Consider the following 26,543-nt stretch of genomic DNA (forward strand, 5'->3'; position numbering starts at 1 on the left):
ACCATCACCGCCGTGGCGCCAGTTCGCCGAGCATCTGGGCGCTGTTGAGACCATAGGCGAGGCCGTCGCGCATGTAGGTGACGAGGAAGGCACAGTACATCGCCATCAGCAGCATGAAGACGAGGTTCTTCAGCGCCAGCGAGAGGCTGAAGGCATTGAGCTGCGGCGCGGCCCGGGCCACGAAGGCCAGCACCACGTCGGCAAGCAGCATCGCGGCGATGATCGGCGCCGCCATCAGCATGCCGAGGAAGGTGACGTCGTTGAGCAGCCGCAGCACGACGTCGGCGTGAGAGAGCTCGAACTGCGGCCAGAGCCGGTCCAGCGGCCACAGCAAATAGCTGTGGTACACGGCGGCGACCATCGCGTCCACGCCGTTGGCACTGAAGAACATCGCGAGCATCGCAAGCGTCAGGAATGTGCCCGTGACGCCCGCATCCGTTCCAGAACTCGGATCGACGAGCGTGGCCGATGTCGCGCCGCGCTGCAGGTCCATGATGTCGCCGGCGGCCTGGGCGGCCCAGAACGGAATGCCGAAGATGAAGCCGATGAGGAAGCCGACCATCGCCTCCTTCAGGGCGAGCCCCACGCCGACGAACAACGTCGGAAGGCCGGTTTCGAACATCGACGACGGCGCCAGCGTGACCATGGGCGCGGCGAAGGCGATGGCGGCGGCGCCACGCATCGTGTTGGTCAGGCCGAGCCGTTCGAACGCCGGCGCGATCGCCATGGCGCCCAAAAGACGCGCCGAGACGAGGGCGAGCGTCAGAACTTGGGCGTGGATGGCGTGGATCGCCTGTGACAGGAGTTCGAGGGTCAAGGCATCCCCCTGCGGCTCGACCCAGGCGAAACGGACAGGGCGCTTGCCTCTTGGGAATCGGGCACTGTCTTCGCCGAACCGGCATCCGCTTCGACGGACGATGCTCTGAAGCCGGATCCGATCAGGTTGCTCCGACCTGATCGGATCCCGTTCCAAACTTCAGGACAGAAATCGTTCTGCAGACCGGATCGCGATGCAATCCGGTCCGAACCGGCTCTAAGGTACCACGAAGGGAAACTCGTCGAGGATCCTGTTCGTCTGCGCGAGCAGCACAGCCGAGAGCGCCGGCCCGAGGATGATGACGAGCACCACGACGACCACCAGCTTCACGGCCTGCGGCAGCGTCTGATCCTGGATCTGCGTGACGGCTTGCAGAAAGCCGACGACGACGCCGAGGACGACGGCCGCCGCCAGCGGTGGCCCTGAGAGTATCAGCATGGTCACGAGCGTATCGACCATCTTGGTGGCGAGATAGTCTTGGCCCACGGGCACCTCCGGGCAAGGCGGCACGCAGCGACATGGCGGCAGCGGCCTCCTTCTTTCAGGCGTAGCTCAGGATGAGGCCGTGCATCAGCCGCGACCATCCGTCGACCGCAACGAACAGGAAGAGTTTCAGCGGCACCGAGATCAGCATGGGCGAGACCATCATCATCCCCATCGCCATCAGGATGTTCGAGACCACGAGATCGATGACGAGAAAGGGCAGGTAGAGCAGGAAGCCGATCTGAAAGGCACGCGTCAGCTCCGAGCTGATGTAGGCCGGGAGCAGGATGACGAAATCGTTCTCACTGAGGCCCGCCTGGGCCTGCTGCGGCCAGATGCGCTGCGTCGCCGACAGGAAGAACTGCCGCTCGCGCGGCGTCGCAAAACGCGCAAGGTGGTCCCGGAGAGGGCCGGCGACCTCCTGGCCGACGGTCATGAGCCCCTGGACGGAGCGGACATCGATATCCTGCTCGCTCAGCTTCTGGTGGATCGCGGCAAGGAGCGGCGCCGACACGTAGACCGTGAGGACAATCGCAACTGCATAGAGCACCACGTTGGGCGGCGTCTGCTGCACGCCCAGCGCGTTGCGCACGATCATCAGCACGATCGCTATCTTCAGGAAGCCTGTGGTCAGCACGGCGAAGAAGGGCAGTAGGCCGAGGGCGACCGAGACGACGGCAATACCGAGGAGGTTGACCTCGCCGCTACCCATGGCCGGCCAGCCTGACGATCCGAACGCCGATGCTTTCGCCGATCCGCACCATCACGCCGCGCCCGATACGCCGGCCGTTGCCGAGAATGTCGACCTCGCCGGCCACCGGCACAGCGAGTGGCAGAGTGACGCCGGGCGCCAGCCGCTGCACCTCGGCGAGCGGCAGATCGATCCGCCCGAGCTCGAAGACGAGGTGGACCGGGACCATGGCAAGCGCCGTATCCTCGGCATCGGCTCCGTGTCCCTCATTCTGCGCCGCTGTCGTCATGCACCACTCCAGCATCGATCCGGCCGCCGGCCGCGGGAAGTCCTCAAGACGGATGCCAGCCTCCCCCACCACGGCCGGCGCCGCGAGACAATCCGCGACCACCGCCACGGCCGCATCGGGACCGGCGGTGGCGTCGAACAGCACCGCATCGCCGACGCGCAGCGAAACGACATCCGCCACCGCAAGCGCCGTCGCGCCGATGCGGACCGCGACGGAACACGGCAGGTCGTCGTGCCCGCCCGGCGACGGCCCATCGCCGAGCGCGGCGATAATCTCCTCGCCCGTCTCGGGCGGCAGCAGCAGCCGGGCGGGAACCTCCTCCCGTCCGTCTCTGACGATCCTGACATCGACCCAGGGGCCCCGCCTCTCATCGGGGACCTGCGATTGCAGCGAAACCAGCACGATCGCGGCCCCGAGCTGGTCCTCCAATGCGCGAAGCCCCGGCAGCGTGGCGAATTCGGCAAGCATGGCGAGGTGTTGCGGAGACAGGCGCGCCGGGTCGAACTGCTGTGGCAGCGCCGCCAGAACCTCCTCGGCGAAGGCTGCCGGTACCCAGGCCGCCGCCGGCCGGCCGGCGATCGTCAGCTCCACGACGACACCGGGCGCAGCCGGGACCGGACGGGGCGCAAAAATGATGTGGGCCGGCACCCCGGCGAGTTGCGTGTACCATGGCCTGCGCAAACGGTAGGCGGCATTCCACAGCTGCATCGCCGCGACGTCGAGCGCAACCGGGACGAAGGGCGCAGCCTGACGGCTGCCCACGGGACGCCTGCGGGGGGCTGCCCTCTTGCGTGGCGCGGGCATGTCAGCGGCGGGCGGCCGGCGCGCCATGGCTGCCCCCGGACAATGCGGCCGCGCGATCCTCGGCCTCCGTCTCCACGAGCACTTCGTCCCGCCGCAGCCTTTGCTCCTGCCTGTCGTTCAGCAGCAGGTCAAGCTTGGCGAGCTTGCGACGCCGCCGCTGCAGCTCCCGCTGCGCCTCGGCAAGCGCCGCCTCCTGCGCTCCCCGCTCAGCGTCCGCCGCCGCCACACCGGCACGAAGCCGTCTCGTCTCGGCGGCTGCCCCATCGAGCGACGCCTGCTGGCGCGCGAGGTCGGAAGCACCAGCAAGACGCGCGGCCATGCGGCCGAGCAAGGTCCTTTCCTCCTGCCGCGCAGCCTCCTTGTGCTCCTCGACGGCGGCCTGCGCCGCGCACGCGACCGCTTCGGCCTGGCGCAGTCCACGCTGGGCGCGCACGATGCCCTCTTCCGCGCGCGAGAGACCGCGGTGCCGCAGGCGACGCAGCAATGCCAGCATTCGCTCCTGCGTCATGACACCAGCATCCGCATGCGCTGCTGGACCTCGGCCATCGTCGAACGCTCGGCCTGCCCCTGGCGCAGCAGGTCATTGATGGCATCGATGCCATCGATGGCCTCGTCGGCCCGCGAATCGCTGCCGCGCTGGTATTCGCCCACCCGCACCAGCAACTCGACCTCGGCGTAGCGCGCCATCAGGTCGCGCACGCGGCCGGCGAGGCGGGAATGCTCCGGCGTGACCACCGCATCCATCAGGCGGCTGCGGCTCTTCAGGACGTCGATGGCCGGGAAATGGTTGCGATGGGCGAGTTCCGCCGACAGAACGACGTGGCCGTCGAGGATGGAGCGCACCTCTTCCGCAATGGGGTCCTGTGTGCCGTCGCCTTCCATGAGAACCGTATAGAGGCCGGTGATGGCACCGCCCTGCCCCGGGCCGCTGCGCTCGAGCAGTTGCGGCAGCACCGCAAAGAGCGACGAGGGAAAGCCGCGCCGCGTCGGCGGCTCGCCCGCAGCGAGGCCGATCTCGCGCTGGGCTCGGGCGAAGCGCGTGACGCTGTCCATGAGCAGCAGCACGCTGCGACCCTGATCGCGGAAGTATTCGGCGATGGCCGTCGCCACATAGGCCGCCTTGACACGCTCGATGGCCGGTCGGTCCGAGGTGGCGACCACCGTCACCGACCGGCGCCGGCCCTCCTCGCCGAGCTCGCGCTCCAGGAATTCGCGCACCTCGCGGCCGCGCTCGCCGATGAGGCCGATGACGACCACGTCGGCTTCGGTGCCCTTGACGATCTGGGCGAGCAGCGTCGACTTGCCGACGCCCGGTTCGCCGAAGATGCCGATGCGCTGGCCCCGCGCGCAGGTCACGAGCCCGTCGAGCGAGCGGATGCCGAGCTGCAGCGGTTCCTTGATGATGTCACGCGCCATCGGCGGCGGCGGCGGCGCCTGCAGGGGATAGGTGCCAACCATGCCGGGCGGCGGCCAGGCACCGCCGTCGAGCGGCTCGCCGAGCGCGCTGAGCACGCGGCCGAGCAGCCCCGGCCCCACGGGCACACGCAGTTCACTGCCAGTGGGGATGACCTCGGTCGCGCTGGAGAGGCCGGAAAGGTCGCCGAGCGGCGTCAGCACCGCCGCATCTTCCAGCAGGCCGACGACCTCGGCCAGAACCGCGACGCCGGAAACGGGGTCGCGAAGCCGGCAAACCTCCCCCAGCCGCACCTGTGCGACGCTGGCGTGGATGGTAACGCCGACGGCACGCAGGATGCGCCCCTTGACGACGCGCGGGCTGACGGTCTCCGCCTGCCGTCGCAGCTTCGGGAGAATGCCCGCGATACGCGCATCGATGTCGAGGGCGTCGCCGCTCATCACCCCCGCGCCTCCCGTCGCGGCAGGGCACGGGCCAAGGCGGAGAGTTGCGTCTCGAGATCCGCATCGACGATGGCGAAATCGCTCGCGAGGCGGCAATCCGTTGTGCCCAGGGCTGGATCCCCCGCAACCGCGATGGTGACGGCGAGGCCCTCCCGTTCGGCGAGGGCGCTGACGGCGTCGCGCACCTTGGCGCAGGCGTCGGGATGTACGGTGATCTTGAGGTGCTTCGCTCGACGGAAATTGGCCAGGGCCTCGCTGGCAAGCCGTGCCACGAGATCGCCGTCGTCGAAGGAGCCCAGCACCTGGCGCACGATGCCCATGGCGAGGTCGGCCACATCACTTTCGAGCGAACCGAGATAGCGATCGACGGCCGCGACTGTCCGGGCCAGTTGCTCGGCCGCTGCGGCCTTCTTCTCTTTCACGCTGGCAAGGCCATCGCGGACGCCTTTCTCATGGCCCTCGCTGTACCCGCGGCTCATCTCCGACGACGCCAAGTCCTGCGCCTTGCGGAGGGTCAGCGCTGCCTTCTGCCAGATGTCCACCTCCGGGCCGCGCACGATCCGGCTGCCGCCGCCCAGGGTCGATAAGCGATCCATGCTGCTCATGTTCATCCTGCTGCCTGACGATAGAGCCCTGGCCCGATTTCCCCGAAGGGATCGGGAACCGGCCCGGGCGTGATCGCCCCATCCTCGAATTTGAGCATCAGCCGCCCCGCCACCGCTGCCGGGAGCTGCGCGACCCATGCCAGAAAGCTGTACCAGCCGTCGCGCGCCACAACCTCCGCCGCACCGGTGAGGTCGTCGAAGCGCAGGCCCTGCGCCCCGGCGGCCCGGTTGGCGAGGCCGAAGGCGATGAGATCGCCATCAAGCGACCGGCGCAGCGCTTCCACGTCCGGGGCGAGAACCACGTTGGCGATGGCGTCCGCCCAATAGAGCGCACCGGCGCGAAGAGCGGCGGCCGTGAGCTCGTGCGGCCCGCGCACGGCGATCGACCGATCGACGTCCGCGCAGTCGAGCGCGGCGCCGGCCGGCGGCACGAGACCGGCGGTGTCGAGCAATGCCGTCAGCCGCGCAGCAAAGCGCGGTTCCGCTTGCAGCGCGGCGCAGAGGTCCGGCGTCATGGCCCCGCCGAGCGTCTCGGCCAAACGCTGCGGATGGGCATAACCGCCGGGCAGGCGCAGAAAGGCGCACCACCGGCTCTCATCCTCGCTGACGGGGGCGGGCATCGTCATCACGCCGCCTCCCGCGGCAAGACGGCCCCCTGCCCGGCCTCAGGGGGCCTCTCGGCCTCCCGCCGCGTCGTCCCCAACGCGTAGACGCTGGACCGGCTCCGCCAGACCGCATAGCCGAGCCCGGCAGCAAGGACCGCGATGGTGAGCGCGGCGAGGCCCATCAGCAAGCGGGCCCAGCCGAGGCTGTCGGGACGCAGCCACATGCCGAGGAAGGAGACCGGTGCTGCCTCCGCTAGCGTATCCGGCCGCTCCGGCGCGGGGACGAGCACGACGGATACCCCGTCATAGGTGAGCCCGGCAATACCGTTGGCCACCAGCGTCTTGATCTGCGGCACATATTCGCCCATCGGCACGCCCGCCCTGTGCCGGATGAGAACAGAGGCGGAGGCCGGCGTGGACGCGTGCTGCAGCGGGGCATATTCGGGCAGGACGATATGCACCCGCGCCGACAGGACGCCGTCGATCTCGCCCACCGACCGCGACAGCTCCTCGCTCAGGGCATAAGTCATGCGCGCCCGCTCCTGCAGCGGCGAGGCCACCAGCCCTTCCGGCTTGAAGACCTCGCCCAGCGTGGCATGCGCGCGACGGGGCAGGCCATTGTTCCTCAGGATATCGAACGCGCGTGCGAAATCGCGGCCGTCGACGGAGACGGTGATGCGACCCTCCTTGTCGGCGCCCCGGCTGGCGGCGATGCCATGGTGCTGCAGGGCCGCGACGATCTCGTTGGCCTGCCGCTCGTCGAGATTGCCGTAGAGCTCGGCCTTGCAGGCCGCGACGACGAGCGCGAGCGCAATGGCGGCTGCGATGCGGAGCCGGCACGGGCGGGACGACGAAGCGGGCACGACCGGCATGGCTCAGCCCCTCAGCAGCATCTTCAGCGTGCTGATCAGACCCGTGAATGCTGCAATGATGAGCTGCATCGAGAGGTGATGCTGCCGCTCCTCGCCAGCCTGTTCCTTGATCTTCTCGAAGAAGGCGTTCGCGTCCCCCTCAGCCCGGCCGGTATTCACCTCGCCGGACAGATCCGCATCGTTGCGCCGCCGCTCGAAGAAGGGCAGAATGCCGTCACGCACCGCCCCAACCACAGCCGGCAGACCGTCGCCCGCGTCGGAGGATGCCTGTTCGGCTGCCCAAAGCGTCTTCACCTCGTTCAGCGACCACTGAAATGCCTGCACCGGCTGCGTCGGCTCGGCTGGATCGAGCGGCTTCACGGCGTCGCCCAGAAAGCCGCTGATGGCTGAAGTAGCGTTCATGACCAGTTCCATGGCGAAAGCGGATGCGCCGTCGGCTGCCGGATGGCGCGCAGAAGAAGTCGGATCGACGTCGGCTCACTCTCTTCCGTCGCCGGGCACGGCGGGTGCCTCGGCCGAACGAAGCATGGCGAGCGGAGCGGCATTCGCGGTGTCGCCCGCCCTGGGACGCTCATTCTTTGCCTGCTCGATGAAGATCTGCATCTTTTCAATAAGTTCCTGATCGAGCCCGCCGGACTGTCGCCGCTCCAGTTTGTCGATCCCGCGCATCTCGTTCATGCTGCCTCGCTTCCCCGCAATTTAAGATAATGAATACAATCGATTACAAGGATCATACCGGCGACACCCCGCCGGGCGACAGTCGCTACAGGCATAACTCTGTCTACACGCGCCACGAACAATCGAAAGATCACGACGAACTCTCAGCACCGGCGCGAAAGACCCGAACACGTGCCTCCGGCGTGCCCCCCTTCATCAGCGACGCCAGCGTCTGGCGCACCAGGGCTCGGTAGACCGGCGGTCCGGAAATCGAAAGGACGCTCCGCCCCTGCGCGAGGCGGACGGGATAGCGCGCGTCGGCCACCCCGAGTTCGCGCAGCGCTTTCAGCAGCTCCTCCGGGGAAGCCGAGCCATATTCGACAATCTCCGTCCGCTGTTCGTCGCTCGACGAGATGTGCAGCGTCGTGCCGTCGTAGTACCAGGAGAGCCCGAAACGGCCGCACAGGTCGTCGAGATATGTCCGCGGCGCCGCGGGCATGATGCCGCCGCGCACGCGGCCCCGCACGCGGTCGCTGAGCTTCACCGGAATGCGCATGTGGTTGCCGAACTCCGTCAACACGTCCCGGACATCCTCGTCGAGCGCGATGTAGTCATAGGACAGGGTGGGCCACGCAGGCTCGGTGGCCCACGCTCCCGGTGCAGCAAGCCCCGCAATCACGGCGGCCAAGGCTGCCCGCCGGTAGCGCCGCGCGCGCAACATGCGAACGCCTGCGCTCCATCCGTGCACGATCATGGTCGTTCCTTCCCGATCGCGGCAAAGCGATCGATGTTCGCGGCGCGCCACGCTCGCGCCGGATGGTCCGGGCCCGCGGCCGCGAGCCGCACTGCATTCAGCTCATATAATTGGATGGCGGATATCTACGATCGCCGGATGGATATGAGAATAGAGACGCCGGTGAATTGATTATTCAGGGCATCGTGCAAAGTAGATGCGAGGATGGACTTGCAGAGAGTGCCTGTTGAAGGGCATCAAGCGCCAGCCGCCACCTCTCACCGCTCGTCACGCGTCGCGAGGAAGGCCCGCAGCAGCCGCCGCAGCGTCACGGCGGCGAGGGTTGCGACGTCCTTCGTCTCGCCGTGGCTCGGGGTCGCTCCCTCGAGGCCGGCGGCCAGGTTTGTCACCACCGACAAGGCCGCGACGCGCAGGCCGAAGCGGCGGGCGAGGATGACCTCGGGCACAGTCGACATGCCGACGAGATCGGCGCCGACCATACGGGCCATACGAATCTCCGCCGGCGTCTCGAAGCTGGGCCCCGAGAACCACATGTAGACGCCGGAATTGAGGGTGATGCCGGCCGTCTTCGCCGCCAGCATCATCCGCTTGCGCAGCATCTCGTCATAGGCGTGCGTCATGGGCACGAAGCGCCCATCGCCGGTGTCGCCAATGAGCGGGTTGAGACCGGAATAGTTGATGTGGTCCGTGATCAGGGCGAGGCTGCCGGGGCGGATATCCGCCCGGAGCGAGCCGGCGGCATTGGTGAGCACGAGCGGCGGGCTGCCGAGCCCGGTCAGGAGATTGATCGGCGCGCGCATGACGGCCGCATTGCCGGTCTCGTAGTAATGCGCCCGCCCCCCGTAGATGAGGACCCGCCGCCCCTCGACGCGGCCGGCGATGAGCCGCCCCGCATGGCCCGAGACGCCGCTGACCGGAAAGCCGGGAATGTCGGCATAGGGCACCTCGCGCGCCTCCTCGACATCCTCGACGATGTTGCCGAGGCCGGTGCCAAGCACCAGCGCGGCGTCGAAGGGCCCCGCGATGCCGCGCTCCGCAAGCAGGCCGAGGGCCTCGTCCCGCAGCTTCACGTCGCTCTCGGCCGTTCCGGTCATGGCCTCACCCGTCGTTCGTCAAATTGTCCGGCCCGAAGGACAAGGGCAGCAGTTCCCCGAGCGTGAAGCTGCGCCGCAACCCTTCCGGCCCGCAGACATGCACGGGCGTATCCTCGCGCGCGAATTCGCGCAAGCGCTGCCGGCAGGCGCCGCAGGGCGTGACGAGCGCCGTGCCCTCGCCCACCACGAGGGCCGCTGCAATGCGCCGCCCGCCTGCCGCGATCATGGCGGCGATGGCGCCGGCTTCGGCGCAGGAACCGACCGGGTAGGACGCGTTCTCCACGTTGCAGCCGGCGAAGATCTCGCCGCCCGGCGTCGCCACGGCGGCCCCGACGGCGAAGCGCGAATAGGGCGCATAGGCCTTCTCGCGCGCCGCACGCGCCGCGCGGAAGAGGTCGTCGAGGAGGCTCATCTCACCGCTCCTTGACATAGGGGATGCCGGAAGCCCGCGGCGGCACAGCCCGGCCGATGAAGCCCGCGAGCAGGACGACCGTCATGAGATAGGGCAGCGCTTGGATGGCCTGCACCGGCACTCGGCCGATGACAGGCAGCGGCACGCCCTCGATGCGGATGGCCACCGCGTCGAGCAGACCGAAGAGCAGGCAGGCGCCGAGCGCCGGCCAGGCTCGCCACTTGGCGAAGATGAGAGCGGCGAGCGCAATGAAGCCCTTGCCCGCCGTCATGTGCGGCAGGAAGCCGGCGGCCTGCGCCAGCGCGAGATAGGTGCCGCCGAGCCCGCACAGGAGGCCGGCAAGGACCACCGCGGCATAGCGCAGCCCGGCGACGGAAATGCCAGCCGTGTCAACCGCGGCCGGGTTCTCGCCGACCGCTCTGAGGCGCAGGCCGAAACGCGTGCGCGCCAGCGTCCACCATGTGGCGATAACAGCAAGAATCGCGAGATAGACAAGCAGCGAATGGCCGGACACGACCTCGCGGTAAAGCGGCCCGAGCAAAGGAATGCCCGACAGCGCCTCAGCGCCCGGCAGCGTGATCTCGCCGAAGCGCGCCGCCCCGTCCACCGGCGGGGTGCGCCCGCCCTGGTGATACCAGGCATTGCCGACGATTGCCGTCAGGCCTGCCGCCAGCATGTTGATGGCGACGCCCGAGACGATCTGGTTGCCGCGCTGGCTGATGGCCGAGAAGCCGTGCACCAGTGCGAACGCGACGGACGCCGCAAGGCCGGCGAAAAGCCCCGGGATGGCCGATCCGCTCGCATGGGCGGCGGCGCCCGCCGCGAAGGCGGCGACCAGCATCTTGCCCTCGAGCCCGATGTCGACAACGCCCGAGCGCTCGGACCAAAGCCCGGCGAGGCAGGCGCACAGGAGCGGTATGGACAGCCGCACGGCCGAATCGAGCACGGCGAGGAGCGAGACGAGGTCCATGGCTCACCCCTCCTCGGCCGTTCGCACGCGCCGCGCCGCCACAAACCCCGTGCCGAGTGCGACAAGCCGCGCCGCAAGGCGCCTGAACAGCCCCTCGAGCGCGCCGGCGAACAGAACGATCACGCCGCCGATGACGACAACCATGTCACGGGTGATGGCCGGCATGTCGAAGGCGAGTTCCGCCCCGCCCTGGTAGAGCACGCCGAAGAGAAGCGCCGCGAAGATGACGCCCGCCGGATGCGCACGGCCCATTAGCGCCACGGCGATGCCAACGAAGCCGTAGCCGGAGGTGAACTCGAGCAGCAGCCGGTGCTGCACACCCATGAGCTCGTTGACCGCGAGCCCGCCGGCGAGCGCGCCCGACAGGGTCATGGCCACCATGATCATGCGCGCCGGCGAGATGCCGGCATAGACGGCGGCGGAGGGATTGGCGCCGACGGTGCGGATGGCGTAGCCGAGGCGTGAGCGGTAGACGAGCGCCCACACGCCTGCCGCCGCGGCGAGGGCGAGGAGAAAGGTGAAGTTGAGCGGCGAGGTTGGCGCCGCGATGCCGAGCGCCCGCAGCGCCTCGTGCACATAGGGGATGACGGCGTGGCGCGCGAAGGCGCGCGTCTCCGTGACACCCCGCTCGCCAATGACATTGACGACGAGATAGACGATGAGCGTCGCGGCGAGGAAGTTGAACATGATCGTCGTGATGACGATGTGGCTGCCCCGTCGCGCCTGCAGGTAGCCGGGCACGAAGCCCCACAGCGCGCCGAAGGCCGCCGCGCCGAGGATGCCGGCAGGGATGAGGAGGACACCGGGCAGGAAATCGGCGTAGAGGCAGACGAGGGCCGCGCCGATGCCGGCGACCGTCGCCTGCCCCTCGCCGCCGATGTTGAAGAGGCCGGCGTGATAGGCGAGCGCCACGGCAAGGCCGGTGAAGATGAAGTTCGTCGTGTAGTAGAGCGTGAAGCCGACGCCTTCGACCGAGCCGAGGCTGCCGGCGATCAGGAGGCGCGTCGCCATGAACGGGTCTTCCCCGATGCCCGCGACGACGAGACCGGCGACCGCGAAGGCCGCCGCGACGCTGAGCGCCGGCACGAGGATGACGTCCGCCCAGCGCGGCAGGTCGATCGGCGTGCTCATGCCCGCCCCTCCACGCCCGCCATCAGGAGGCCGAGGTCGCGCTCGTCCGTCGCCTCCGGCCGCCGCTCGCCGGTGATGCGCCCGCCGCACATGACGAGGATCCGGTCGGCGAGGCTCATGATCTCTTCGAGCTCCACGGAAACGAGAAGAACGGCAACCCCGGCGTCGCGCAGCGCGATCAGCCGGCGGTGGATGAACTCGATGGCGCCGATATCGACCCCGCGCGTCGGCTGGCCGACGATCAGCACCTTCGGCGCCCGCTCGATCTCTCGCGCCAGCACGATTTTCTGCTGGTTGCCGCCGGAGAATTTCGAGGTCTTCAGCAGCGGGTCGGGCGGACGCACGTCATACGCCGCCATCCTGTCGGCCAGGTGGGCGATCATGCGGCCGCGTTCCAGCAACAGGCCGCGCCCGTAGGCCGGATCGTCGGTGAAGCCGAGCGCGGCGCTCTCATAGGCGGGAAAGGCCGGCACGAGCCCGGTGCGCAGCCGGTCCTCCGGCACGTGCAGAAGGCCCAACCGGCGCAGGTTATGCGGCGTATGCGCCTCGCGCGTCAGCACCGTGCCGTCGAGCGCGATGGTGCCGAGCGTCGGCCGTCGCATGCCGGCGATCGCCTCCATGAGCTCGCTCTGACCGTTGCCGGCAACCCCGGCGATGCCGACGATTTCGCCGGCCCGGACGGTGAAGGACACCTCCGCTACGCGCAGGCAGTCTCGCTCGTCGACGACGGAGAGGTTCTCCACCGCGAGCCGCGGCTCACCGGCGGCAAGCGGGCGCTTATCCACCCGCAGCAGCACCTTGCGGCCCACCATGAGTTCGGCGAGTTCGGGCGGGGATGTCGCGGCGGTGTCGAGCGTGGCGACCATCTGCCCGCGGCGCATCACCGAGACCCGGTCGGTCACCGCCATGATCTCCTCGAGCTTGTGCGTGATGAGGAGCACGGTCTTGCCTGCCTCGCGCAGCGTGCGCAAGAGGCCGAAGAGCGCCTTCGCCTCCGGCGGCGTCAGCACCGCTGTGGGTTCGTCGAGGATGAGCACATCGGCGCCGCGATAGAGCGCCTTCAGGATTTCGACGCGCTGCTGCAGGCCGACCGGCAGGTCGCCGACGCGCGCATCGACGTCGACGGCAAGGCCGTGGTCGGCGGCGAGGCGGTCAAGCTCCGCCCGCGCCCGGGCGAGGCCCCGGTCGAGAAGCGCCCCGCCCTCGGCGCCGAGCATGACGTTCTCGACAACGCAAAGGCTGTCCACCAGCATGAAGTGCTGGTGGACCATGCCGATGCCGAGGCGGATCGCATCAGCCGGGCTGCGGATGCGGGCCGGCGTGCCGTCGACACGGATCTCGCCGCCATCGGCCTCGTAGAAGCCGTAGAGGATCGACATCAGCGTCGACTTGCCGGCGCCGTTCTCGCCGACGATGCCGTGCACCGTGCCCCGCGCCACCGAGAGGTTGACACGGTCGTTCGCCCGCACGGGCCCGAAGCGCTTGTCGATGTCGACGAGTTCGATCGCCGGAGGCTCGACCGCTGCGCTCATCACGCGTGACAACCCTGGCCGCTCAGACGGGGCATTTGTTGTCGGAGCGATAGTCGTGCACCTTGATGGTACCGGCCTTGATCTCCTCGGCAGCCTTGTCGACCGCCTCCTTCATCTCCGGGGTAATGAGCGAGCGGTTGTTATCGTCGAGCGCCCAGGCCACGCCCTCCTCAGCGAGCCCCAGGTTCACGACGCCAGACTGCCATTTTCCGTCCTTGGCATCCATGAAGGTCTTGTAAGTCGCCGTGTCGACGCGCTTCAGCATCGAGGTCAGCACCTTGCCCGGGTGCAGGCCGTTCTGGTTGGAATCGACGCCGATGCCGAGCTTGCCGGCATCGGCCGCCGCGCGCAGCACGCCGATGCCGGTGCCGCCGGCGGCGTGGTAGACGACATCGGCGCCACGGTCGATCTGGCTCTTCGCAAGTTCGCCGCCCTTCACCGGGTCGTTCCAGGCCGCACCCGTCGTACCGGTCATGTTCTGGAAGATCTCGGCCTGCGGGTTGGCGTGCTTGACACCCTGCACGTAACCACAGGCGAAGGCGCGAATGAGCGGCACGTCCATGCCGCCGACGAAGCCGACCTTACCGGTCTTCGAGGCCATCGCCGCCAGCATGCCGACCAGAAAGGAGCCTTCCTGCTCCTTGAAAAGGATCGACTGCACGTTCGGCCGCTCGACCACCATGTCGATGATGGCGAACTTCAGGTCGGGAAATTCGCCGGCCACCTTCTCTACCGCGCTTGCCTGGCTGAAGCCGACGGCGACGATGGGGGAATAGCCGTCGCGCGCGAAGCGGCGCAGTGCCTGCTCGCGCTGGGCGTCGTTTTGCGGCTCGAAATCGCGATAGGCGACACCGGTCTCGGCCTTGAACTTCTCGGCGCCGTCATAGACGCCTTCGTTGAAGGATTTGTCGAACTTGCCGCCGAGGTCATAGACGATGGCGGGCTTGAAATCCTGCGCGAGCGCGGCTGCGGCGCTGGCGGCGAGACCGGCGAGCGCGAGGCCGAGGGTCCTGAAACGCATGGAAGCTTCCCCTTCGTGGCATGCGGGCGTCGGCTTCCTGGCCGCGCCCGCTTGGCATCTACGATGGCACGGCTCGGCAGCGGATTCCAAGAGCCGCCCGACCCGCCCGGCAGGCACCATGCACAGCCATCACCGCGCCGCCTTCCGGCCCGCCGCGCCCGGGGCTATTGTCGCGCCATGACGAATGCTGCCAGCCTGTCCCCCGAAGAGATCGAGCGCTATGCCCGCCACATCGTGCTGCGCGATGTCGGCGGCCCCGGGCAACTGAAACTGAAGAAGGCGCGCGTTCTCGCCATCGGCGCCGGCGGGCTCGGCGCGCCGCTGTTGCAATATCTCGCCGCGGCCGGCGTCGGCACGCTCGGCATTGTCGATGACGACGTCGTCTCCCTGTCCAACCTCCAGCGCCAGATCATCCACGGCACGGCGGACGTCGGTACGCCGAAGGTCGACAGCGCCGCCGCGGCCATCGCCCGGCTCAATCCTCATGTCACCGTCGCGCGCCACCCGCTGCGCTTGAATGCCGAGAATGTGCGCGCCCTCGTCGCGGCCTATGACGTCGTTGCCGACGGCTCCGACAATTTCGCCACGCGCTATGCCGTGGCGGATGCCTGCTATTACGAGAAAAAGCCGCTCGTCACGGCGGCGCTCGGCACCTTCGACGCGTCGCTGACGACGCTGCGCCCCTTCGAGCGCGGCCCGGACGGCACGCCCAACCCCACCTACCGCTGTCTCTTTCCGAGCCCGCCGCCCCCCGGCACGGTGCCCACCTGCGAGGAGGCCGGCATCCTCGGCGCGCTCGCCGGCGTCATGGGCTCGCTGATGGCTCTCGAGGTCATCCGCGCCATCGTCGGCTTCGGCGAGCCGCTCGTCGGCCGCCTGCTGATGGTCGATGCGCGCTCCATGCGCTTCGAGACCCTGACGTACGGATGGGACCCGGAGAACCCGCTGAGCGGCACGGCGGCCGTCGCCGCCGACGGCTGAACTTCAGCGCTTGCCGGGCGTCACGTCGAAGATGACGAAGGCCTTGCCGTCCTTGCGGCGGCCGGAGGAAACGGCGCCCTTCATGCCGCGCGCCGGCGCTGCCCGCTGCGCACTTTCCGCCGCGGCTTCTCCTGCCGGCACGAAATTGCGCTGCCCCTGCCTGGGGCCGAAGGAGGCTAGACAGGCGTTGTAGGCGAGCGGCTCGTCGATCCGCTCGCAGTCCGCGATCGTGCGCGGCTTGCCCTGGGCCAGCGCGGCGCAGGCAAGGCAGACGAGGGCGAGGACGGCGAGAAGGCGCACGACGTTCGGCTCCGGAGACGGCCCCTTATACAGGGCGCAACAGCCGGAGCGCCACACCTCGCTCCCCCCGCTTGCGGCGAGGAGGGAGACAGGTCGCTCGGCTCCGAAGACTCGATCGCGCCTATCCGGCACAACGAGAGACGCGGGCCAATGATGCCGCCCTATCCCCTGAGCGTCGCCCCGGTCTTCTTCGCCACCTGCTCGACGATCTTCGCCGAGACGGCCTCGATCTCAGCATCGGTGAGCGTCTTGTCGGTCGGCTGCAGCGTCACGGCGATGGCGACGGACTTCTTGCCCTCGCCGACGTGCGGCCCCTCGTAGACGTCGAAGACCGTGACCTCGGTGACGAGGTTGCGGTCCGCCGCGCCGGCCGACTTGACGATCTCCGCCGCTGCGACCTCGCGGTCGACGACGAAGGCGAAGTCGCGCGTCAGCGGCTGGAAGTCCGACAGCGCCAGCTTCGGCTTCATCTTCGTGGGCTTCGCCTTGGGCGCCGGCAGCGCATCGAGCGTCAGCTCGAAGGCGACGAGCGGACCCTTGACGTCGAGCGCCTTGAGGATGCGCGGATGCAACTCGCCAAAGGCGCCGAGGACCGCCCGCGGGCCGAACTGCAGCGTCGCCGAGCGGCCCGGGTGGTACCAGTCCGGACCGCCGGGCACGATCTGCAGCCCGCCCGTCGGGATGCCGAGCGCGGCGAGCAGCGCCATGGCATCGGCCTTGGCGTCGAAGACATCGACGGGCTTCGCTTCGCCGTCCCAGCGGCGGCCGACACCCTCGGCCCGCGCCGTGCCGCGCCGCAGGGCGCAGGCGACGATCGTCTGCCCCTCCGGCTCGTCCGAGGCGAAGACCTGGCCGACCTCGAACAGCGCGACGTCCGGATGGCCGCGGTCGGCGTTCTTCTGCGCCGCCCTGGCGAGGCCCGGGACGAGGCTCGGCCGCATGTCGGAAAGTTCGGACGCGATCGGGTTGGCGAGCGCGAGGCGCGGATCGCCGCCGCCGAACAGCTCCGCCTCCGCCTTGCCGATGAAGGACCAGGTGACGGCCTCCACGAGCCCGCGCGCGGCGAGCGTGCGCTTGGCGAGGCGCGTGCGCTTCTGCAGCAGCGTCAGCACGGGCTTGGCGACCGCCGCCTCGAGTCGGGGGAAGGGCACGGCCGGCACGTTGTCGAGCCCGGTGATGCGCATCACCTCCTCGACGAGGTCGGCCTTGCCCTCGATATCCGCCCGCCACGACGGCGGCATCACCTCGACGACGTCGCCCGCGCCGGCGACGAGGAAGCCGAGCGCTTCGAGCGTACCGCGCATAGTCTCGGCCGGCAGGTCGAGGCCGGTGAGGCGCTTGACCTCCGCATAGGGGAAGGCGAGCGCCCGCCGGGTATCGGGGATGGAACCGGCGAGCGTCGCCTCGCTCGCCTCGCCGCCGCACAGGTCGAGCACCATCTGCGTCGCGAGCGCGAGGCCCGGCTCGCAGAAGGCAGGATCGACCCCGCGCTCGAAGCGGTAGCGCGCGTCGGAGACGATGCCGAGCTTGCGCCCCGTCTGGGCGATGTTGAGCGGGTCCCACAGCGCCGATTCGATCAGCACGTCGGTGGTCGTCTCGTCGCAGCCGGAATGCTCGCCGCCCATGATGCCGCCGATCGATTCGACGCCCTTGTCGTCGGCGATGATGACTATCGACGGGTCGAGCGCATAGTTGCGCCCGTCGAGCGCCAGCACCTCCTCGCCGTCGCGCGCATGACGCACGACGAGGTTGCCCGTGACCTTCTTCGCGTCGAAGACGTGCAGCGGCCGCCCGCGGTCGAAGGTGATGTAGTTGGTGATGTCGACGAGGGCGTTGATGGGCCTGAGGCCGATGGCCTTCAGGCGCCGCTGCAGCCACGCGGGCGACGGGCCGTTCTTCACGCCGCGCACGAGGCGCAGCGCGAAGGCCGGGCACAGGTGCGCGTCTTCGCCCGTGAAGGCGAGCGAGACGGAGACCGGACACGGGCCTTTGCCGGGAACGGCCGTGACCGCTGGCGTCTTCAAACGGCCGAGGCCCGCGGCGGCGAGGTCGCGTGCGATGCCGGCGATGCCGAGCGCGTCGGCCCGGTTCGGCGTCACGGCGATCTCGATCACGGGATCGTCGATGCCCGCATAGGCCGCGAAGGGCTGGCCGACCGGCGCATCCTCGGGCAGGTCGATGATGCCCTCGTGGTCGTCCGACAATTCGAGCTCGAAGGCCGAGCACAGCATGCCGCGGCTCTCGACGCCGCGGATGGTGCCGACCGTCAGCGTGATGCCCTTGCCGGGAATGTAGGTGCCGGCCGGGGCGAAGACGCTCTTCATGCCAGTGCGCGCGTTGGGCGCGCCGCAGACGACCTGCACCGGCGGCTCGCCGCGGCCGGTGTCGACCATGCAGACGCGGAGCCGGTCGGCATTGGGATGCTGCTCGGCCGAGACGACATGCGCGATGACATAGGGCGCGAAGAGCGCCGCCTTGTCCTCCACTGCCTCGACCTCGAGGCCGATGCGGTTGAGCGTGTCGGCGACGTCCTGGACCGTCGCGTCGGTATCGAGGTGGTCCTTGAGCCAGGAGAGGGTGAACTTCATCTGTCTTCCCTCCTCACACGCTCAGGCCGCCGGCCAGCGTCGGCAGGTCGAGCGGGCGGAAGCCGTAGTGCGACAGCCAGCGCACGTCCGCCTCGAAGAAGGGACGCAGGTCCGGCATGCCATATTTCAGCATCGCGATGCGGTCGATTCCCATGCCCCAGGCGAAGCCCTGGTACTCGTCCGGGTCGAGCCCGCAGTTGCGGAGCACGTTGGGGTGCACCATGCCGCATCCCAGGATCTCCAGCCAGTCGTCGCCCTCGCCGAAGCGGATCTCGCCGCCCTTGCGCGAGCACTGGATGTCCACCTCCGCCGACGGCTCGGTGAAGGGGAAGAAGGAGGGGCGGAAGCGCATCTTCACCTGGTCGACCTCGAAGAAGGCCTTGCAGAACTCCTCGAGGATCCACTTCAGGTGGCCGATGTGGGAGGACTTGTCGATAACGAGCCCCTCCACCTGGTGGAACATCGGCGTGTGCGTCTGGTCCGAGTCGCAGCGGTAGGTCCGGCCCGGGATGATGACGCGGATCGGCGGCTTCTGGCCGAGCATGGTGCGGATCTGCACCGGGCTCGTGTGCGTGCGCAGCACCTTGCGCTCGCCGTTGTCGTCAGGCGGCAGGAAGAAGGTGTCGTGCATGTCCCGGGCCGGATGGCCGGCGGGGAAGTTGAGCGCCGTGAAGTTGTAGAAGTCGGTCTCGATGTCCGGCCCCTCGGCGATGGAGAAGCCCATGTCGGCGAAGATCGCCGTCAGTTCGTCGATGACCTGCGAGATGGGGTGGATGCGCCCGCGCGTCTGCGGCCCTTCCTGGAGCGGCAGCGTGACGTCGACGCGCTCGGCCGCGAGGCGCGCGGCGAGTGCCTTCTCCTCGAGCTTGGCCTTGCGCTCGGCGATGGCGGCATTGACACGGTCGCGCAGGCCGTTGATGAGCGGGCCCTTTTCGCGCCGCTCTTCTGGCGTCATGGCGCCGAGCGTCTTCAGGAGCTCGGAAACGCTGCCTTTCTTGCCCAGCGCGGAGACGCGCACGGCTTCGAGCGCGGCCTCGTCCGCCGCGGCGGCGACGGCGCCGATGAGCGTGCGTTCGAGAGTAGGAATATCGGTCATCGGTCCCTCGGGGTGGTTACCGCTTGTCGGCAACGGCCGAAGGACCGTCAAGCCCTCGGGCCGCGATGAGGCGAGCGGCGCAGGGCGCCGCTCATCGCTTCCAGGGCCTCGGTAGGGCGGATGCGCTGCTGCGGCACGGCCGCGGGGCGGGATCGGATGATCCTGCCCCGGCAGGCGCCACAGGCATCAGGCTGCGGGCAGCGCAGCCTTGGCTTTCTCGACGATCGACTTGAAGCTCTCCGGCTCGCGGATGGCGATGTCCGACAGAACCTTGCGGTCGATCTCGATCCCGGCCTTGCCGAGGCCGTCGATAAATCGGCTGTAGGTCAGGCCGTGCTCGCGCACCGCAGCGTTGAGGCGCTGGATCCACAGGGCGCGGAACGTGCGCTTCTTGTTCTTGCGGTCGCGATAGGCGTACTGCATCGCGCGATCGACAGCCGCCTTGGCGGTGCGGATCGTGTTCTTGCGGCGGCCGTAGAAACCCTTGGCGGCCTTGAGGACCTTCTTGTGTTTGGCGTGAGCGGTCACGCCACGCTTGACGCGGGCCATGAGCTAATCTCCTGGAACTGGGGGCGTTTGGCTTCAGCCGTTGGGCAGGAAGAACTTCTTGACGTTCTTCGCGTCGCCCTCGAAGAGCACGGTGGTGCCCCGCTGGTTGCGGATGAACTTGTTGGTCCGCTTGATCATGCCGTGGCGCTTGCCGGCCTGCGCGGCGATGACCTTGCCGGTCCCGGAGATCTTGAAGCGCTTCTTGGCGCTCGACTTCGTCTTAAGCTTGGGCATTTTGCTTCCCTTGTCCGCCGCTGCCGGTGCCTTCACGAAGCCTTTGCCTCTCGCGGACAATCCCGCGAGCCCGCTCCCCGAACGGCGCCGATCACCGGCCCATGTGCTCGAAAGCGCTGCAGACCGCCACGGCAGCCCGTAACGAGCCGGGCGATCTGAACGAGGCCGGGCTTATGCCAGAGATGGACGAGAAAGGCAATGGGTGCCGTTCACGCGGCGGAAAAGATCGCCATCGTGCGATCGGATGTTTCATTCAACCCCGCTACGGAAGGTAGGGTCTCGCTCCATTCCCAGCGAATGCCCGATTTTGTCATGAACGATTATTTGTTAAGCCTTTCTACAAATGCGTGGAGACACCCCCATGGACAGAGCCCGCACCACGTTGGTCGACGGAGCACTGGCAGCAAGCCCCGTAGCTGTAATATACTTCAGCGGATGGGCATATATTAGGCCGTAGACTCATAACCGCGTAGCCAGATGCGGATGGACGCGAGCTTCACGGCGGCGAGGAAGTTTTCCGCCGTCTTGTCGAAGCGGGTGGCGATACGGCGGAAGTGTTTGATCTTGTTGAAGAAGCGCTCGACGAGGTTGCGCGCCTTGTAGAGGTGCCTGGAGAAGCAGATCGGGTCCTTGCGGTTGCGCTTGGGCGGGATGTTCGCCCATGCGTTCCGCTCGGCGACGGCAGCGCGCAGGTCGTTGGCGTCGTATCCCTTGTCGGCCAGCAGCATTGAGCCCGGCGCGAGATGCCCGATCAGGTCTTTGGCACTCGCGAGGTCGCTGGCTTGGCCTGCCGTGAGCTTGAGGAGGATCGGCCTGCCTCGGCTGTCGACGAGCGCGTGGAGCTTGGTCGTGAGCCCGCCTCGGGAGCGACCCAGACATCGATCGACACCCCCCTTTTTGCCGTCGCCCCGTGCTGGTGGACGCGGACGACAGAGGTGTCGATCATCTGCACGTCACCATCGTAAGCCCTTGTGATCGCGTCCATGAGCCGATCCCAGACGCCCGCCTTCCGCCATCGGTTGAAGCGGTTGTAGATCGTGGTCGGCGGCCCGTAGCGCGCCGGCATGTCCGCCCACGGCGCGCCCGAGCGCAGGCACCAGAAGATGCCATTGAGCACCCGCCGGTCATCCACGCGAGGCACGCCCCGCGACTTGTTGGGAAGGTGAGGCCGGATCGCCTCCCATTCGAAATCCGTCAGATCGTAGCGGCCCATCGCAAAGCTCCCGAAAAGGAGCTTGAATCACAATCGCCACCGTCAGGGAACCCAGAGCCGTTTATGGGTTTACGGCCTAGGGGTCAGCCTGTCATTCAATTCATAAAAGCTTACATGCCCTTCACCGATCTAGGCCGTAGACTCATAACCGCGTAGCCAGATGCGGATGGACGCGAGCTTCACGGCGGCGAGGAAGTTTTCCGCCGTCTTGTCGAAGCGGGTGGCGATACGGCGGAAGTGTTTGATCTTGTTGAAGAAGCGCTCGACGAGGTTGCGCGCCTTGTAGAGGTGCCTGGAGAAGCAGATCGGGTCCTTGCGGTTGCGCTTGGGCGGGATGTTCGCCCATGCGTTCCGCTCGGCGACGGCAGCGCGCAGGTCGTTGGCGTCGTATCCCTTGTCGGCCAGCAGCATTGAGCCCGGCGCGAGATGCCCGATCAGGTCTTTGGCACTCGCGAGGTCGCTGGCTTGGCCTGCCGTGAGCTTGAGGAGGATCGGCCTGCCTCGGCTGTCGACGAGCGCGTGGAGCTTGGTCGTGAGCCCGCCTCGGGAGCGACCCAGACATCGATCGACACCCCCCTTTTTGCCGTCGCCCCGTGCTGGTGGACGCGGACGACAGAGGTGTCGATCATCTGCACGTCACCATCGTAAGCCCTTGTGATCGCGTCCATGAGCCGATCCCAGACGCCCGCCTTCCGCCATCGGTTGAAGCGGTTGTAGATCGTGGTCGGCGGCCCGTAGCGCGCCGGCATGTCCGCCCACGGCGCGCCGGAGCGCAGGCACCAGAAGATGCCATTGAGAACCCGCCGGTCATCCACGCGAGGCACGCCCCGCGACTTGTTGGGAAGGTGAGGCCGGATCGCCTCCCATTCGAAATCCGTCAGATCGTAGCGGCCCATCGCAAAGCTCCCGAAAAGGAGCTTGAATCACAATTGCTACCGTCAGGGAACCCAGAGCCGTTTATGGGTTTACGGCCTAGAGAAGTAAATAGAAGCCGCTGACCCGTCCAATAGAAAAAGCCGCCGGCGGTGCCGGCGGCCTTCGACCATCTGGCACGAGAGTGGCCGGCGCGTCAGCGCGGCGCCATCACCATGATCATCTGGCGGCCTTCAAGTTGCGGCTCGCTCTCCACCTTGGCGATCTCGCTCATCTCTTCCTTGACGCGCACCAGCAGCTTATAGCCGAGATCCTGGTGCGCCATCTCGCGGCCGCGAAAACGCAGCGTCACCTTGACCTTGTCGCCCTCCTCGAAGAAGCGGCGCATGGCCTTCATCTTCACCTCGTAGTCGTGGGTGTCGATGCCCGGCCGGAGCTTGATTTCCTTGACCTCGACGGTCTTCTGGCGCTTGCGCGCCTCCGCGGCCTTCTTCTGCTCGAGAAACTTGTAGCGCCCGTAGTCGAGCAGCTTGCAGACCGGCGGTGTCGCGTTCGGAGCAATCTCGACGAGATCGAGCCCCACCTCCTCGGCGATCCTCAGCGCATCGAAGAACGACACGATGCCGCGATTCTGCCCGTTCTCGTCAATGAGCTGGACCTCACGGACACCACGGATGTCCCGGTTGGCGCGCGGCCCCTCCTTCTGGGGCATCGCCATTGCTCTCATAGGCCTGCGAATGGTTCGTAACTCCTCGTTCGGCGCCGTTGCGGATACATCCTGCGGCCTCGGGCAGCGCGATATGGCCCGACCTCTTCGGACCGATCCGCCGATGCCAAGCCGCGACGCTGCCGCGCCGGTACGCTCGTTCTGGCTGAAACGCGGACATTCTGCACAAAGGCAGGAAAAGTCAACAGATCAAGCGCGCCGCCGTGGGGCACGCGCCTCGATCAGGGCGGCATAGACGTCGAGCGTGTCGGAGACCATGCGCTCGAGCGAGAACATGTCCTCCACATGCGCCCGGGCCCTGAGGCGCAGTGCCTCGGCCTGGGTAGCGCCGAGCGACAGCACCTCGCCGAGAGCCGCCGCCAGCGCCGGCGCATCGCCCGCCGGCACGTGCCAGCCCGTACGCGCCCCGGCGTCGACCTGCGGCGGGGCGAGAACCGTCTCCGGCACCGCACCAAGGTCGCTCGTTACCACGGGCGTGCCCATGGCCTGCGCCTCCACGGCCACCCGGCCGAAGGCCTCCGGCTCGGTCGAGGGCACGGCAACGACGGAGGCCGCCAGCATGGCCGCCGGCATGTCGGCGCAATGGCCGACGCGACGCACAATGCCCTGCAGCCCGCGCTCGGCGATAAGGCCGTCAATCTCCCGCACATAGCCGTCGCGCCCCTGGGCGTCGCCCGCAAAGACGAACACGACATCGCGCAGGCCGCCGTCGGCGAGACGGTGCGCCGCCTCCACGAGTACCCGGTGTCCCTTCCAGCCCGTCAGCCGCGCGGCGAGCAACACGATGCGCTCGTGCGGCGCGACGTTCCACTGCCGGCGCAGCGCATCGACCCGGGCCGGTGACACGGCCGAAGGAGAGAAGACCGAGAGGTCGGTGCCGCGGTGGATCACGCGCAGCCGCTCACGGGCGAAGGGATGCATGGCGGAGATGAGCTCGGCCGTATAGCGCGAATTGGCGATGACGACGTCGCCGCGCGCCATCACCGAGTTGTAGGTGACCTTCACCTTGGAACGGCCGGAATAGCTGCCGTGATAGGTTGTGACGAAGGGAAGGCCGAGCGCTCGCGCCGCCGTCAGTGCCACCCAGGCCGGCGCGCGTGAGCGCGCATGCACCACCTCCACCCCCTCGTCGAGGCAGATGCGCATCAGCTTGCGGGCGTTGACCAGCATGGCGAGCGGATTCTTGCTCGCGGCGGGAAAGGGTATCCAAACGCCGCCCTTGGCCTGGAGCTCGCCGACGAGCCGCCCGCCGGCGGTCGCCACCAGCGCCCGCGCGCCGACGGCGGCGAGGCCGGCCGCGACATCGACCGCCGTGCGCTCTGCCCCCCCGATCTCGAGCTCGGGAACGATCTGCAGCACCGTGCGCCCCGTCAGGGGGTGCTCGGTCGAAGTGGGAAAAGGTGCCGGCATGCCGGGTCGCGTCAAAACTGCCACCGGTGTATGAGGCCTCCGAAACGCTGAACTTGAGAACAGCCCCTGCGGAGTGTTTAGGATGAGCGCGCCCGAACCGCAATTTCTGAAGCGACAGGAAAATGGGGACGAGTACCGCCTCGCGCTGCGCAAGCGTGAAGGCGCGGCCCCCGCCGTCGTCTGGCTCGGCGGCTTCCGCTCCGACATGTTGGCGACCAAGGCCTCGGCCCTCGACGACTGGGCGGTGCGCACCGGCCATGCCTTCGTGCGCTTCGACTATGCCGGCCATGGCGAATCGGAGGGCGATTTCGAGAGAAGCTGCATCTCCACCTGGCTCGCCGACAGCCTCGCCGTGATCGAGGCCGAGGCCGGTGAAGCGCCGATCCTCGTCGGCTCCTCCATGGGCGGTTGGCTGGCGCTGCTCGCCACGCGCGCCTTGCGCGCGAAGAACTCGCCCGCCGCACCCGGCGGCCTCGTGCTGATCGCCCCCGCGGTCGATTTCACCGAGCGGCTGATGTGGGGCGAGATGCCGGAGGCGGTGCGGGACGAGATCATGCGCGAGGGCCGCTACCTGCAGCCCTCGCAATATTCACCCGAGCCCTATGCCATCACGCGCCGCCTGATCGAGGACGGGCGCAACCACCTGATGCTCGGCAGCGCCATCGCCACCGGCTGCCCGATCCACATCCTGCAGGGCATGCAGGACCCGGACGTGCCGTGGCAGCACGCGATGGAGCTCGTCGAGCATCTGCCGGGGGACGAGGCCGTCGTCACGCTGGTGAAGGACGGCGACCACCGCCTGTCGCGGCCGCAGGACCTCGACCTGCTCGTCGGCGCGGTGGAAAACCTCGCTGTCCAGAAGGTCAGTGGACGCTGACCGTCTCGAGGTCGTTTGCCCAGGCATTGGCGATGGCGGCGTCCTTCGAATCGGTCAGAAGGATGGGGGTGCCGTCGGCCGCCAGCAAGGCAAAGAGATCGAGACCGGGCTGAATGTCCGGCGCCTGCGGGAAGATCTCGCGCACCCGCTCGGAGCGGATGGCTCGCACATAGGCAACCTTGCCGCCACCAGCCTGCGCCAGCGCCGCGACATCGTGGACATCGCCGCGGAATTCGAAAGTATCGTTGTCGTTCATCGCACCCTCCTCATGAAGCGGTGTCGGTGTTCGGCCGCGGCTCACCCGCGCGCCTGGATGTCGATCTTGCGGATGATCCGCTCCGGTTCCGGCCTTGCGAGATCGACGGACAGAAGGCCGTTCGAGAGGTCTGCACTGAGCACCTCCATTCCATCAGCCAGCAGAAAGGTTCGCTGGAACTGCCGCGCGGCAATGCCGCGATGCAGGAAGTGGCGTGTCTTGTCGTCGCTCTGCCGCCCGCGGATGACGAGTTGGTTCTCCTCGACGGTGATCTCCAGCTGGTCCCGGGTAAAGCCGGCGACCGCGAGCGTGATTCGCAGCCGGTCCGGCTCGCTGTCGGTGCGCGGCAGCCGCTCGATGTTATACGGCGGATAGCCGTCCGACGTCGCCTTGGCGACGCGATCGAGCGCTCGTTCGATCTCGTCGAAGCCGAGCAGAAACGGGGAGGACAAGGACGGTACACGCGACATTGCGAAGCCCTCTCAGGCACTTCGGATCCTTGGACCCGCCTTGGGCGGCATCCTCGTTGCCAAGCATATGGCGTCCCTCCGCCGACGGGTCAAGAGCACGGCGCACGCGCCGCGGTCGTTGCCGCGCGGCTGAAGGCGAAGGAGGAGAGGACGTCCGCCGGCGGGACCGTCAGATGGCGCTCCGGCCCGGAAGCGGGCCACGGTGGCCGGATGCACCCATGCTGCTGCGCAACATACGCTATTTTTTGGAGGCTACACAGTGGAGAATGAGTTTGGTGGAGCCAGGCGGAATCGAACCGCCGACCTCTTGAATGCCATTCAAGCGCTCTCCCAACTGAGCTATGGCCCCATCAGAACCGGTGCGGCTTGGGTTCC

31 protein-coding genes and 1 tRNA gene are annotated in these 26,543 nt (G+C 68.1%); 2 read left to right on the plus strand and 30 right to left on the minus strand.

Annotated features, from left to right (window positions below):
* Nucleotides 1-4: 4 nt before the first annotated feature.
* The 18 genes from sctT to BOQ54_RS16595 form a co-directional block, all read right to left on the minus strand.
* Complete coding sequence (gene sctT / locus BOQ54_RS16510; protein ID WP_055460124.1) at nucleotides 5-817, minus strand: type III secretion system export apparatus subunit SctT; 813 nt, start codon at nucleotides 815-817, stop codon at nucleotides 5-7.
* A gap of 216 nt (nucleotides 818-1,033) precedes the next feature.
* Nucleotides 1,034-1,303, minus strand: coding sequence for an EscS/YscS/HrcS family type III secretion system export apparatus protein (locus BOQ54_RS16515; protein WP_071924311.1), 270 nt, complete (start codon nucleotides 1,301-1,303; stop codon nucleotides 1,034-1,036).
* Nucleotides 1,304-1,358: 55 nt separating this feature from the next.
* Nucleotides 1,359-2,012, minus strand: a complete 654-nt coding sequence (sctR, locus tag BOQ54_RS16520) for a type III secretion system export apparatus subunit SctR (RefSeq protein WP_055460123.1) — start codon at nucleotides 2,010-2,012, stop codon at nucleotides 1,359-1,361.
* Nucleotides 2,005-3,042: a type III secretion system cytoplasmic ring protein SctQ gene (sctQ, locus tag BOQ54_RS16525; protein WP_186438001.1), complete on the minus strand. Its 1,038-nt coding sequence runs from the start codon at nucleotides 3,040-3,042 to the stop codon at nucleotides 2,005-2,007. Before sctQ ends, sctR begins: the two co-directional genes overlap by 8 nt.
* A 43-nt stretch (nucleotides 3,043-3,085) precedes the next feature.
* Nucleotides 3,086-3,592, minus strand: a complete 507-nt coding sequence (locus BOQ54_RS16530; protein WP_071924313.1) for a hypothetical protein — start codon at nucleotides 3,590-3,592, stop codon at nucleotides 3,086-3,088.
* The gene (gene sctN / locus BOQ54_RS16535; protein ID WP_071924314.1) at nucleotides 3,589-4,938 is read right to left on the minus strand and encodes a type III secretion system ATPase SctN; all 1,350 of its coding nucleotides are present in this window, start codon (nucleotides 4,936-4,938) and stop codon (nucleotides 3,589-3,591) included. Before sctN ends, BOQ54_RS16530 begins: the two co-directional genes overlap by 4 nt.
* Nucleotides 4,938-5,552, minus strand: coding sequence for a FliH/SctL family protein (locus tag BOQ54_RS16540; RefSeq protein WP_186438002.1), 615 nt, complete (start codon nucleotides 5,550-5,552; stop codon nucleotides 4,938-4,940). Before BOQ54_RS16540 ends, sctN begins: the two co-directional genes overlap by 1 nt.
* Nucleotides 5,549-6,172, minus strand: a complete 624-nt coding sequence (locus BOQ54_RS20090) for a hypothetical protein (protein WP_071924316.1) — start codon at nucleotides 6,170-6,172, stop codon at nucleotides 5,549-5,551. The genes BOQ54_RS16540 and BOQ54_RS20090 overlap by 4 nt, the downstream gene beginning before the upstream one ends.
* On the minus strand, nucleotides 6,172-7,023 hold the full coding sequence (gene sctJ, locus BOQ54_RS16550) for a type III secretion system inner membrane ring lipoprotein SctJ (protein ID WP_071924317.1): 852 nt from the start codon (nucleotides 7,021-7,023) through the stop codon (nucleotides 6,172-6,174). Before sctJ ends, BOQ54_RS20090 begins: the two co-directional genes overlap by 1 nt.
* 3 nt (nucleotides 7,024-7,026) lie before the next feature.
* Complete coding sequence (locus tag BOQ54_RS16555; RefSeq protein ID WP_071924318.1) at nucleotides 7,027-7,437, minus strand: hypothetical protein; 411 nt, start codon at nucleotides 7,435-7,437, stop codon at nucleotides 7,027-7,029.
* A 63-nt stretch (nucleotides 7,438-7,500) separates the two neighbouring features.
* Nucleotides 7,501-7,701 carry a hypothetical protein gene (locus BOQ54_RS16560; protein ID WP_055460115.1) on the minus strand — a complete coding sequence of 67 codons (201 nt, stop codon included), beginning with the start codon at nucleotides 7,699-7,701 and terminating at the stop codon, nucleotides 7,501-7,503.
* 130 nt (nucleotides 7,702-7,831) lie between these two features.
* Entirely contained in the window at nucleotides 7,832-8,434 is a 603-nt protein-coding gene (locus BOQ54_RS16565; RefSeq protein ID WP_055460114.1) for a hypothetical protein, read from the minus strand.
* A 257-nt stretch (nucleotides 8,435-8,691) separates the two neighbouring features.
* Nucleotides 8,692-9,528, minus strand: a complete 837-nt coding sequence (locus BOQ54_RS16570) for a purine-nucleoside phosphorylase (RefSeq protein ID WP_055460113.1) — start codon at nucleotides 9,526-9,528, stop codon at nucleotides 8,692-8,694.
* A gap of 4 nt (nucleotides 9,529-9,532) precedes the next feature.
* Nucleotides 9,533-9,940 carry a cytidine deaminase gene (gene cdd / locus BOQ54_RS16575; protein ID WP_071924319.1) on the minus strand — a complete coding sequence of 136 codons (408 nt, stop codon included), beginning with the start codon at nucleotides 9,938-9,940 and terminating at the stop codon, nucleotides 9,533-9,535.
* Between the two features lies 1 nt (nucleotide 9,941).
* A complete protein-coding gene (locus BOQ54_RS16580; RefSeq protein WP_071924320.1) occupies nucleotides 9,942-10,910 on the minus strand; it encodes an ABC transporter permease in 969 nt (322 codons plus the stop codon).
* Between the two features lie 3 nt (nucleotides 10,911-10,913).
* Entirely contained in the window at nucleotides 10,914-12,041 is a 1,128-nt protein-coding gene (locus BOQ54_RS16585) for an ABC transporter permease (RefSeq protein WP_063189738.1), read from the minus strand.
* A complete protein-coding gene (locus BOQ54_RS16590) occupies nucleotides 12,038-13,573 on the minus strand; it encodes an ABC transporter ATP-binding protein (protein WP_071924321.1) in 1,536 nt (511 codons plus the stop codon). The genes BOQ54_RS16585 and BOQ54_RS16590 overlap by 4 nt, the downstream gene beginning before the upstream one ends.
* 22 nt (nucleotides 13,574-13,595) lie before the next feature.
* Entirely contained in the window at nucleotides 13,596-14,594 is a 999-nt protein-coding gene (locus BOQ54_RS16595) for a BMP family lipoprotein (RefSeq protein ID WP_055460108.1), read from the minus strand.
* A 177-nt stretch (nucleotides 14,595-14,771) separates the two neighbouring features.
* Between BOQ54_RS16595 and moeB the strand changes: the two genes are divergently transcribed.
* Complete coding sequence (gene moeB / locus BOQ54_RS16600; protein WP_055460107.1) at nucleotides 14,772-15,575, plus strand: molybdopterin-synthase adenylyltransferase MoeB; 804 nt, start codon at nucleotides 14,772-14,774, stop codon at nucleotides 15,573-15,575.
* 3 nt (nucleotides 15,576-15,578) lie between these two features.
* On the opposite strand, the gene BOQ54_RS16605 is transcribed toward moeB, so the two are convergent.
* The 9 genes from BOQ54_RS16605 to BOQ54_RS16655 all read right to left on the minus strand — a co-directional run bounded on the left by BOQ54_RS16605 (nucleotide 15,579) and on the right by BOQ54_RS16655 (nucleotide 24,565).
* Entirely contained in the window at nucleotides 15,579-15,875 is a 297-nt protein-coding gene (locus BOQ54_RS16605) for a hypothetical protein (RefSeq protein WP_055460106.1), read from the minus strand.
* Between the two features lie 161 nt (nucleotides 15,876-16,036).
* Nucleotides 16,037-18,463: a phenylalanine--tRNA ligase subunit beta gene (gene pheT / locus BOQ54_RS16610; protein WP_071924322.1), complete on the minus strand. Its 2,427-nt coding sequence runs from the start codon at nucleotides 18,461-18,463 to the stop codon at nucleotides 16,037-16,039.
* Between the two features lie 13 nt (nucleotides 18,464-18,476).
* Nucleotides 18,477-19,559, minus strand: a complete 1,083-nt coding sequence (gene pheS / locus BOQ54_RS16615; protein ID WP_071924323.1) for a phenylalanine--tRNA ligase subunit alpha — start codon at nucleotides 19,557-19,559, stop codon at nucleotides 18,477-18,479.
* A 186-nt stretch (nucleotides 19,560-19,745) separates the two neighbouring features.
* Entirely contained in the window at nucleotides 19,746-20,108 is a 363-nt protein-coding gene (gene rplT, locus BOQ54_RS16620) for a 50S ribosomal protein L20 (protein ID WP_019403890.1), read from the minus strand.
* Between the two features lie 33 nt (nucleotides 20,109-20,141).
* Complete coding sequence (gene rpmI / locus BOQ54_RS16625; protein WP_019403889.1) at nucleotides 20,142-20,342, minus strand: 50S ribosomal protein L35; 201 nt, start codon at nucleotides 20,340-20,342, stop codon at nucleotides 20,142-20,144.
* A 446-nt stretch (nucleotides 20,343-20,788) separates the two neighbouring features.
* Nucleotides 20,789-21,555 (minus strand): IS5 family transposase gene (locus BOQ54_RS19560; RefSeq protein ID WP_145979701.1). Its coding sequence is split into 2 segments (ribosomal slippage): nucleotides 20,789-21,231 and nucleotides 21,231-21,555, totalling 768 coding nucleotides; the frame shifts between segments, so codons are not numbered across the junction.
* Between the two features lie 129 nt (nucleotides 21,556-21,684).
* Nucleotides 21,685-22,451, minus strand: a protein-coding gene (locus BOQ54_RS19565; protein ID WP_145979701.1) for an IS5 family transposase whose coding sequence is annotated in 2 segments (ribosomal slippage) — nucleotides 21,685-22,127 and nucleotides 22,127-22,451 — 768 coding nt in all. Because the reading frame shifts where the segments join, the coding sequence is not laid out codon by codon here.
* Nucleotides 22,452-22,624: 173 nt separating this feature from the next.
* Nucleotides 22,625-23,146, minus strand: coding sequence for a translation initiation factor IF-3 (gene infC / locus BOQ54_RS16650; RefSeq protein WP_245280619.1), 522 nt, complete (start codon nucleotides 23,144-23,146; stop codon nucleotides 22,625-22,627).
* 198 nt (nucleotides 23,147-23,344) lie between these two features.
* Nucleotides 23,345-24,565, minus strand: coding sequence for a glycosyltransferase family 4 protein (locus BOQ54_RS16655; protein WP_186438003.1), 1,221 nt, complete (start codon nucleotides 24,563-24,565; stop codon nucleotides 23,345-23,347).
* A gap of 82 nt (nucleotides 24,566-24,647) precedes the next feature.
* Between BOQ54_RS16655 and BOQ54_RS16660 the strand changes: the two genes are divergently transcribed.
* The gene (locus tag BOQ54_RS16660) at nucleotides 24,648-25,442 is read left to right on the plus strand and encodes an alpha/beta hydrolase (protein WP_055460730.1); all 795 of its coding nucleotides are present in this window, start codon (nucleotides 24,648-24,650) and stop codon (nucleotides 25,440-25,442) included.
* Here BOQ54_RS16660 and BOQ54_RS16665 read toward each other — a convergent pair.
* From BOQ54_RS16665 to BOQ54_RS16675, 3 genes are all read right to left on the minus strand, one after another.
* Nucleotides 25,429-25,698: a DUF1150 family protein gene (locus BOQ54_RS16665; protein ID WP_055460731.1), complete on the minus strand. Its 270-nt coding sequence runs from the start codon at nucleotides 25,696-25,698 to the stop codon at nucleotides 25,429-25,431. The genes BOQ54_RS16660 and BOQ54_RS16665 overlap by 14 nt on opposite strands.
* Nucleotides 25,699-25,739: 41 nt before the next feature.
* Complete coding sequence (locus BOQ54_RS16670; RefSeq protein ID WP_026015432.1) at nucleotides 25,740-26,168, minus strand: Hsp20 family protein; 429 nt, start codon at nucleotides 26,166-26,168, stop codon at nucleotides 25,740-25,742.
* Nucleotides 26,169-26,441: 273 nt separating this feature from the next.
* A tRNA-Ala gene (locus tag BOQ54_RS16675) sits at nucleotides 26,442-26,517 on the minus strand.
* Nucleotides 26,518-26,543 lie beyond the last annotated feature (26 nt).

The sequence above is a fragment of the Chelatococcus daeguensis genome, assembly GCF_001887265.1.
In the GTDB taxonomy this organism is placed as follows: Bacteria; Pseudomonadota; Alphaproteobacteria; order Rhizobiales; family Beijerinckiaceae; genus Chelatococcus_A; species Chelatococcus_A sambhunathii.

Bases quoted from the DNA above. Each gene is read 5' to 3' on its own strand.
- moeB (WP_055460107.1), top strand. From the start codon at position 14,772: ATGACGAATGCTGCCAGCCTGTCCCCCGAAGAGATCGAGCGCTATGCC.
- BOQ54_RS16660 (WP_055460730.1), top strand. From the start codon at position 24,648: ATGAGCGCGCCCGAACCGCAATTTCTGAAGCGACAGGAAAATGGGGAC.
- pheS (WP_071924323.1), bottom strand. From the start codon at position 19,559: ATGACCGATATTCCTACTCTCGAACGCACGCTCATCGGCGCCGTCGCC.
- sctN (WP_071924314.1), bottom strand. From the start codon at position 4,938: ATGAGCGGCGACGCCCTCGACATCGATGCGCGTATCGCGGGCATTCTC.
- BOQ54_RS16540 (WP_186438002.1), bottom strand. From the start codon at position 5,552: ATGAACATGAGCAGCATGGATCGCTTATCGACCCTGGGCGGCGGCAGC.
- BOQ54_RS16555 (WP_071924318.1), bottom strand. From the start codon at position 7,437: ATGGAACTGGTCATGAACGCTACTTCAGCCATCAGCGGCTTTCTGGGC.
- pheT (WP_071924322.1), bottom strand. From the start codon at position 18,463: ATGAAGTTCACCCTCTCCTGGCTCAAGGACCACCTCGATACCGACGCG.
- sctR (WP_055460123.1), bottom strand. From the start codon at position 2,012: ATGGGTAGCGGCGAGGTCAACCTCCTCGGTATTGCCGTCGTCTCGGTC.
- cdd (WP_071924319.1), bottom strand. From the start codon at position 9,940: ATGAGCCTCCTCGACGACCTCTTCCGCGCGGCGCGTGCGGCGCGCGAG.
- BOQ54_RS16595 (WP_055460108.1), bottom strand. From the start codon at position 14,594: ATGCGTTTCAGGACCCTCGGCCTCGCGCTCGCCGGTCTCGCCGCCAGC.
- BOQ54_RS16655 (WP_186438003.1), bottom strand. From the start codon at position 24,565: ATGCCGGCACCTTTTCCCACTTCGACCGAGCACCCCCTGACGGGGCGC.
- BOQ54_RS16580 (WP_071924320.1), bottom strand. From the start codon at position 10,910: ATGGACCTCGTCTCGCTCCTCGCCGTGCTCGATTCGGCCGTGCGGCTG.
- rpmI (WP_019403889.1), bottom strand. From the start codon at position 20,342: ATGCCCAAGCTTAAGACGAAGTCGAGCGCCAAGAAGCGCTTCAAGATC.
- rplT (WP_019403890.1), bottom strand. From the start codon at position 20,108: ATGGCCCGCGTCAAGCGTGGCGTGACCGCTCACGCCAAACACAAGAAG.
- infC (WP_245280619.1), bottom strand. From the start codon at position 23,146: ATGGCGATGCCCCAGAAGGAGGGGCCGCGCGCCAACCGGGACATCCGT.
- BOQ54_RS16590 (WP_071924321.1), bottom strand. From the start codon at position 13,573: ATGAGCGCAGCGGTCGAGCCTCCGGCGATCGAACTCGTCGACATCGAC.
- sctJ (WP_071924317.1), bottom strand. From the start codon at position 7,023: ATGCCGGTCGTGCCCGCTTCGTCGTCCCGCCCGTGCCGGCTCCGCATC.
- BOQ54_RS16560 (WP_055460115.1), bottom strand. From the start codon at position 7,701: ATGAACGAGATGCGCGGGATCGACAAACTGGAGCGGCGACAGTCCGGC.
- BOQ54_RS16565 (WP_055460114.1), bottom strand. From the start codon at position 8,434: ATGATCGTGCACGGATGGAGCGCAGGCGTTCGCATGTTGCGCGCGCGG.
- BOQ54_RS16585 (WP_063189738.1), bottom strand. From the start codon at position 12,041: ATGAGCACGCCGATCGACCTGCCGCGCTGGGCGGACGTCATCCTCGTG.
- BOQ54_RS16530 (WP_071924313.1), bottom strand. From the start codon at position 3,592: ATGACGCAGGAGCGAATGCTGGCATTGCTGCGTCGCCTGCGGCACCGC.
- BOQ54_RS16570 (WP_055460113.1), bottom strand. From the start codon at position 9,528: ATGACCGGAACGGCCGAGAGCGACGTGAAGCTGCGGGACGAGGCCCTC.
- BOQ54_RS16665 (WP_055460731.1), bottom strand. From the start codon at position 25,698: ATGAACGACAACGATACTTTCGAATTCCGCGGCGATGTCCACGATGTC.
- BOQ54_RS20090 (WP_071924316.1), bottom strand. From the start codon at position 6,172: ATGACGATGCCCGCCCCCGTCAGCGAGGATGAGAGCCGGTGGTGCGCC.
- BOQ54_RS16670 (WP_026015432.1), bottom strand. From the start codon at position 26,168: ATGTCGCGTGTACCGTCCTTGTCCTCCCCGTTTCTGCTCGGCTTCGAC.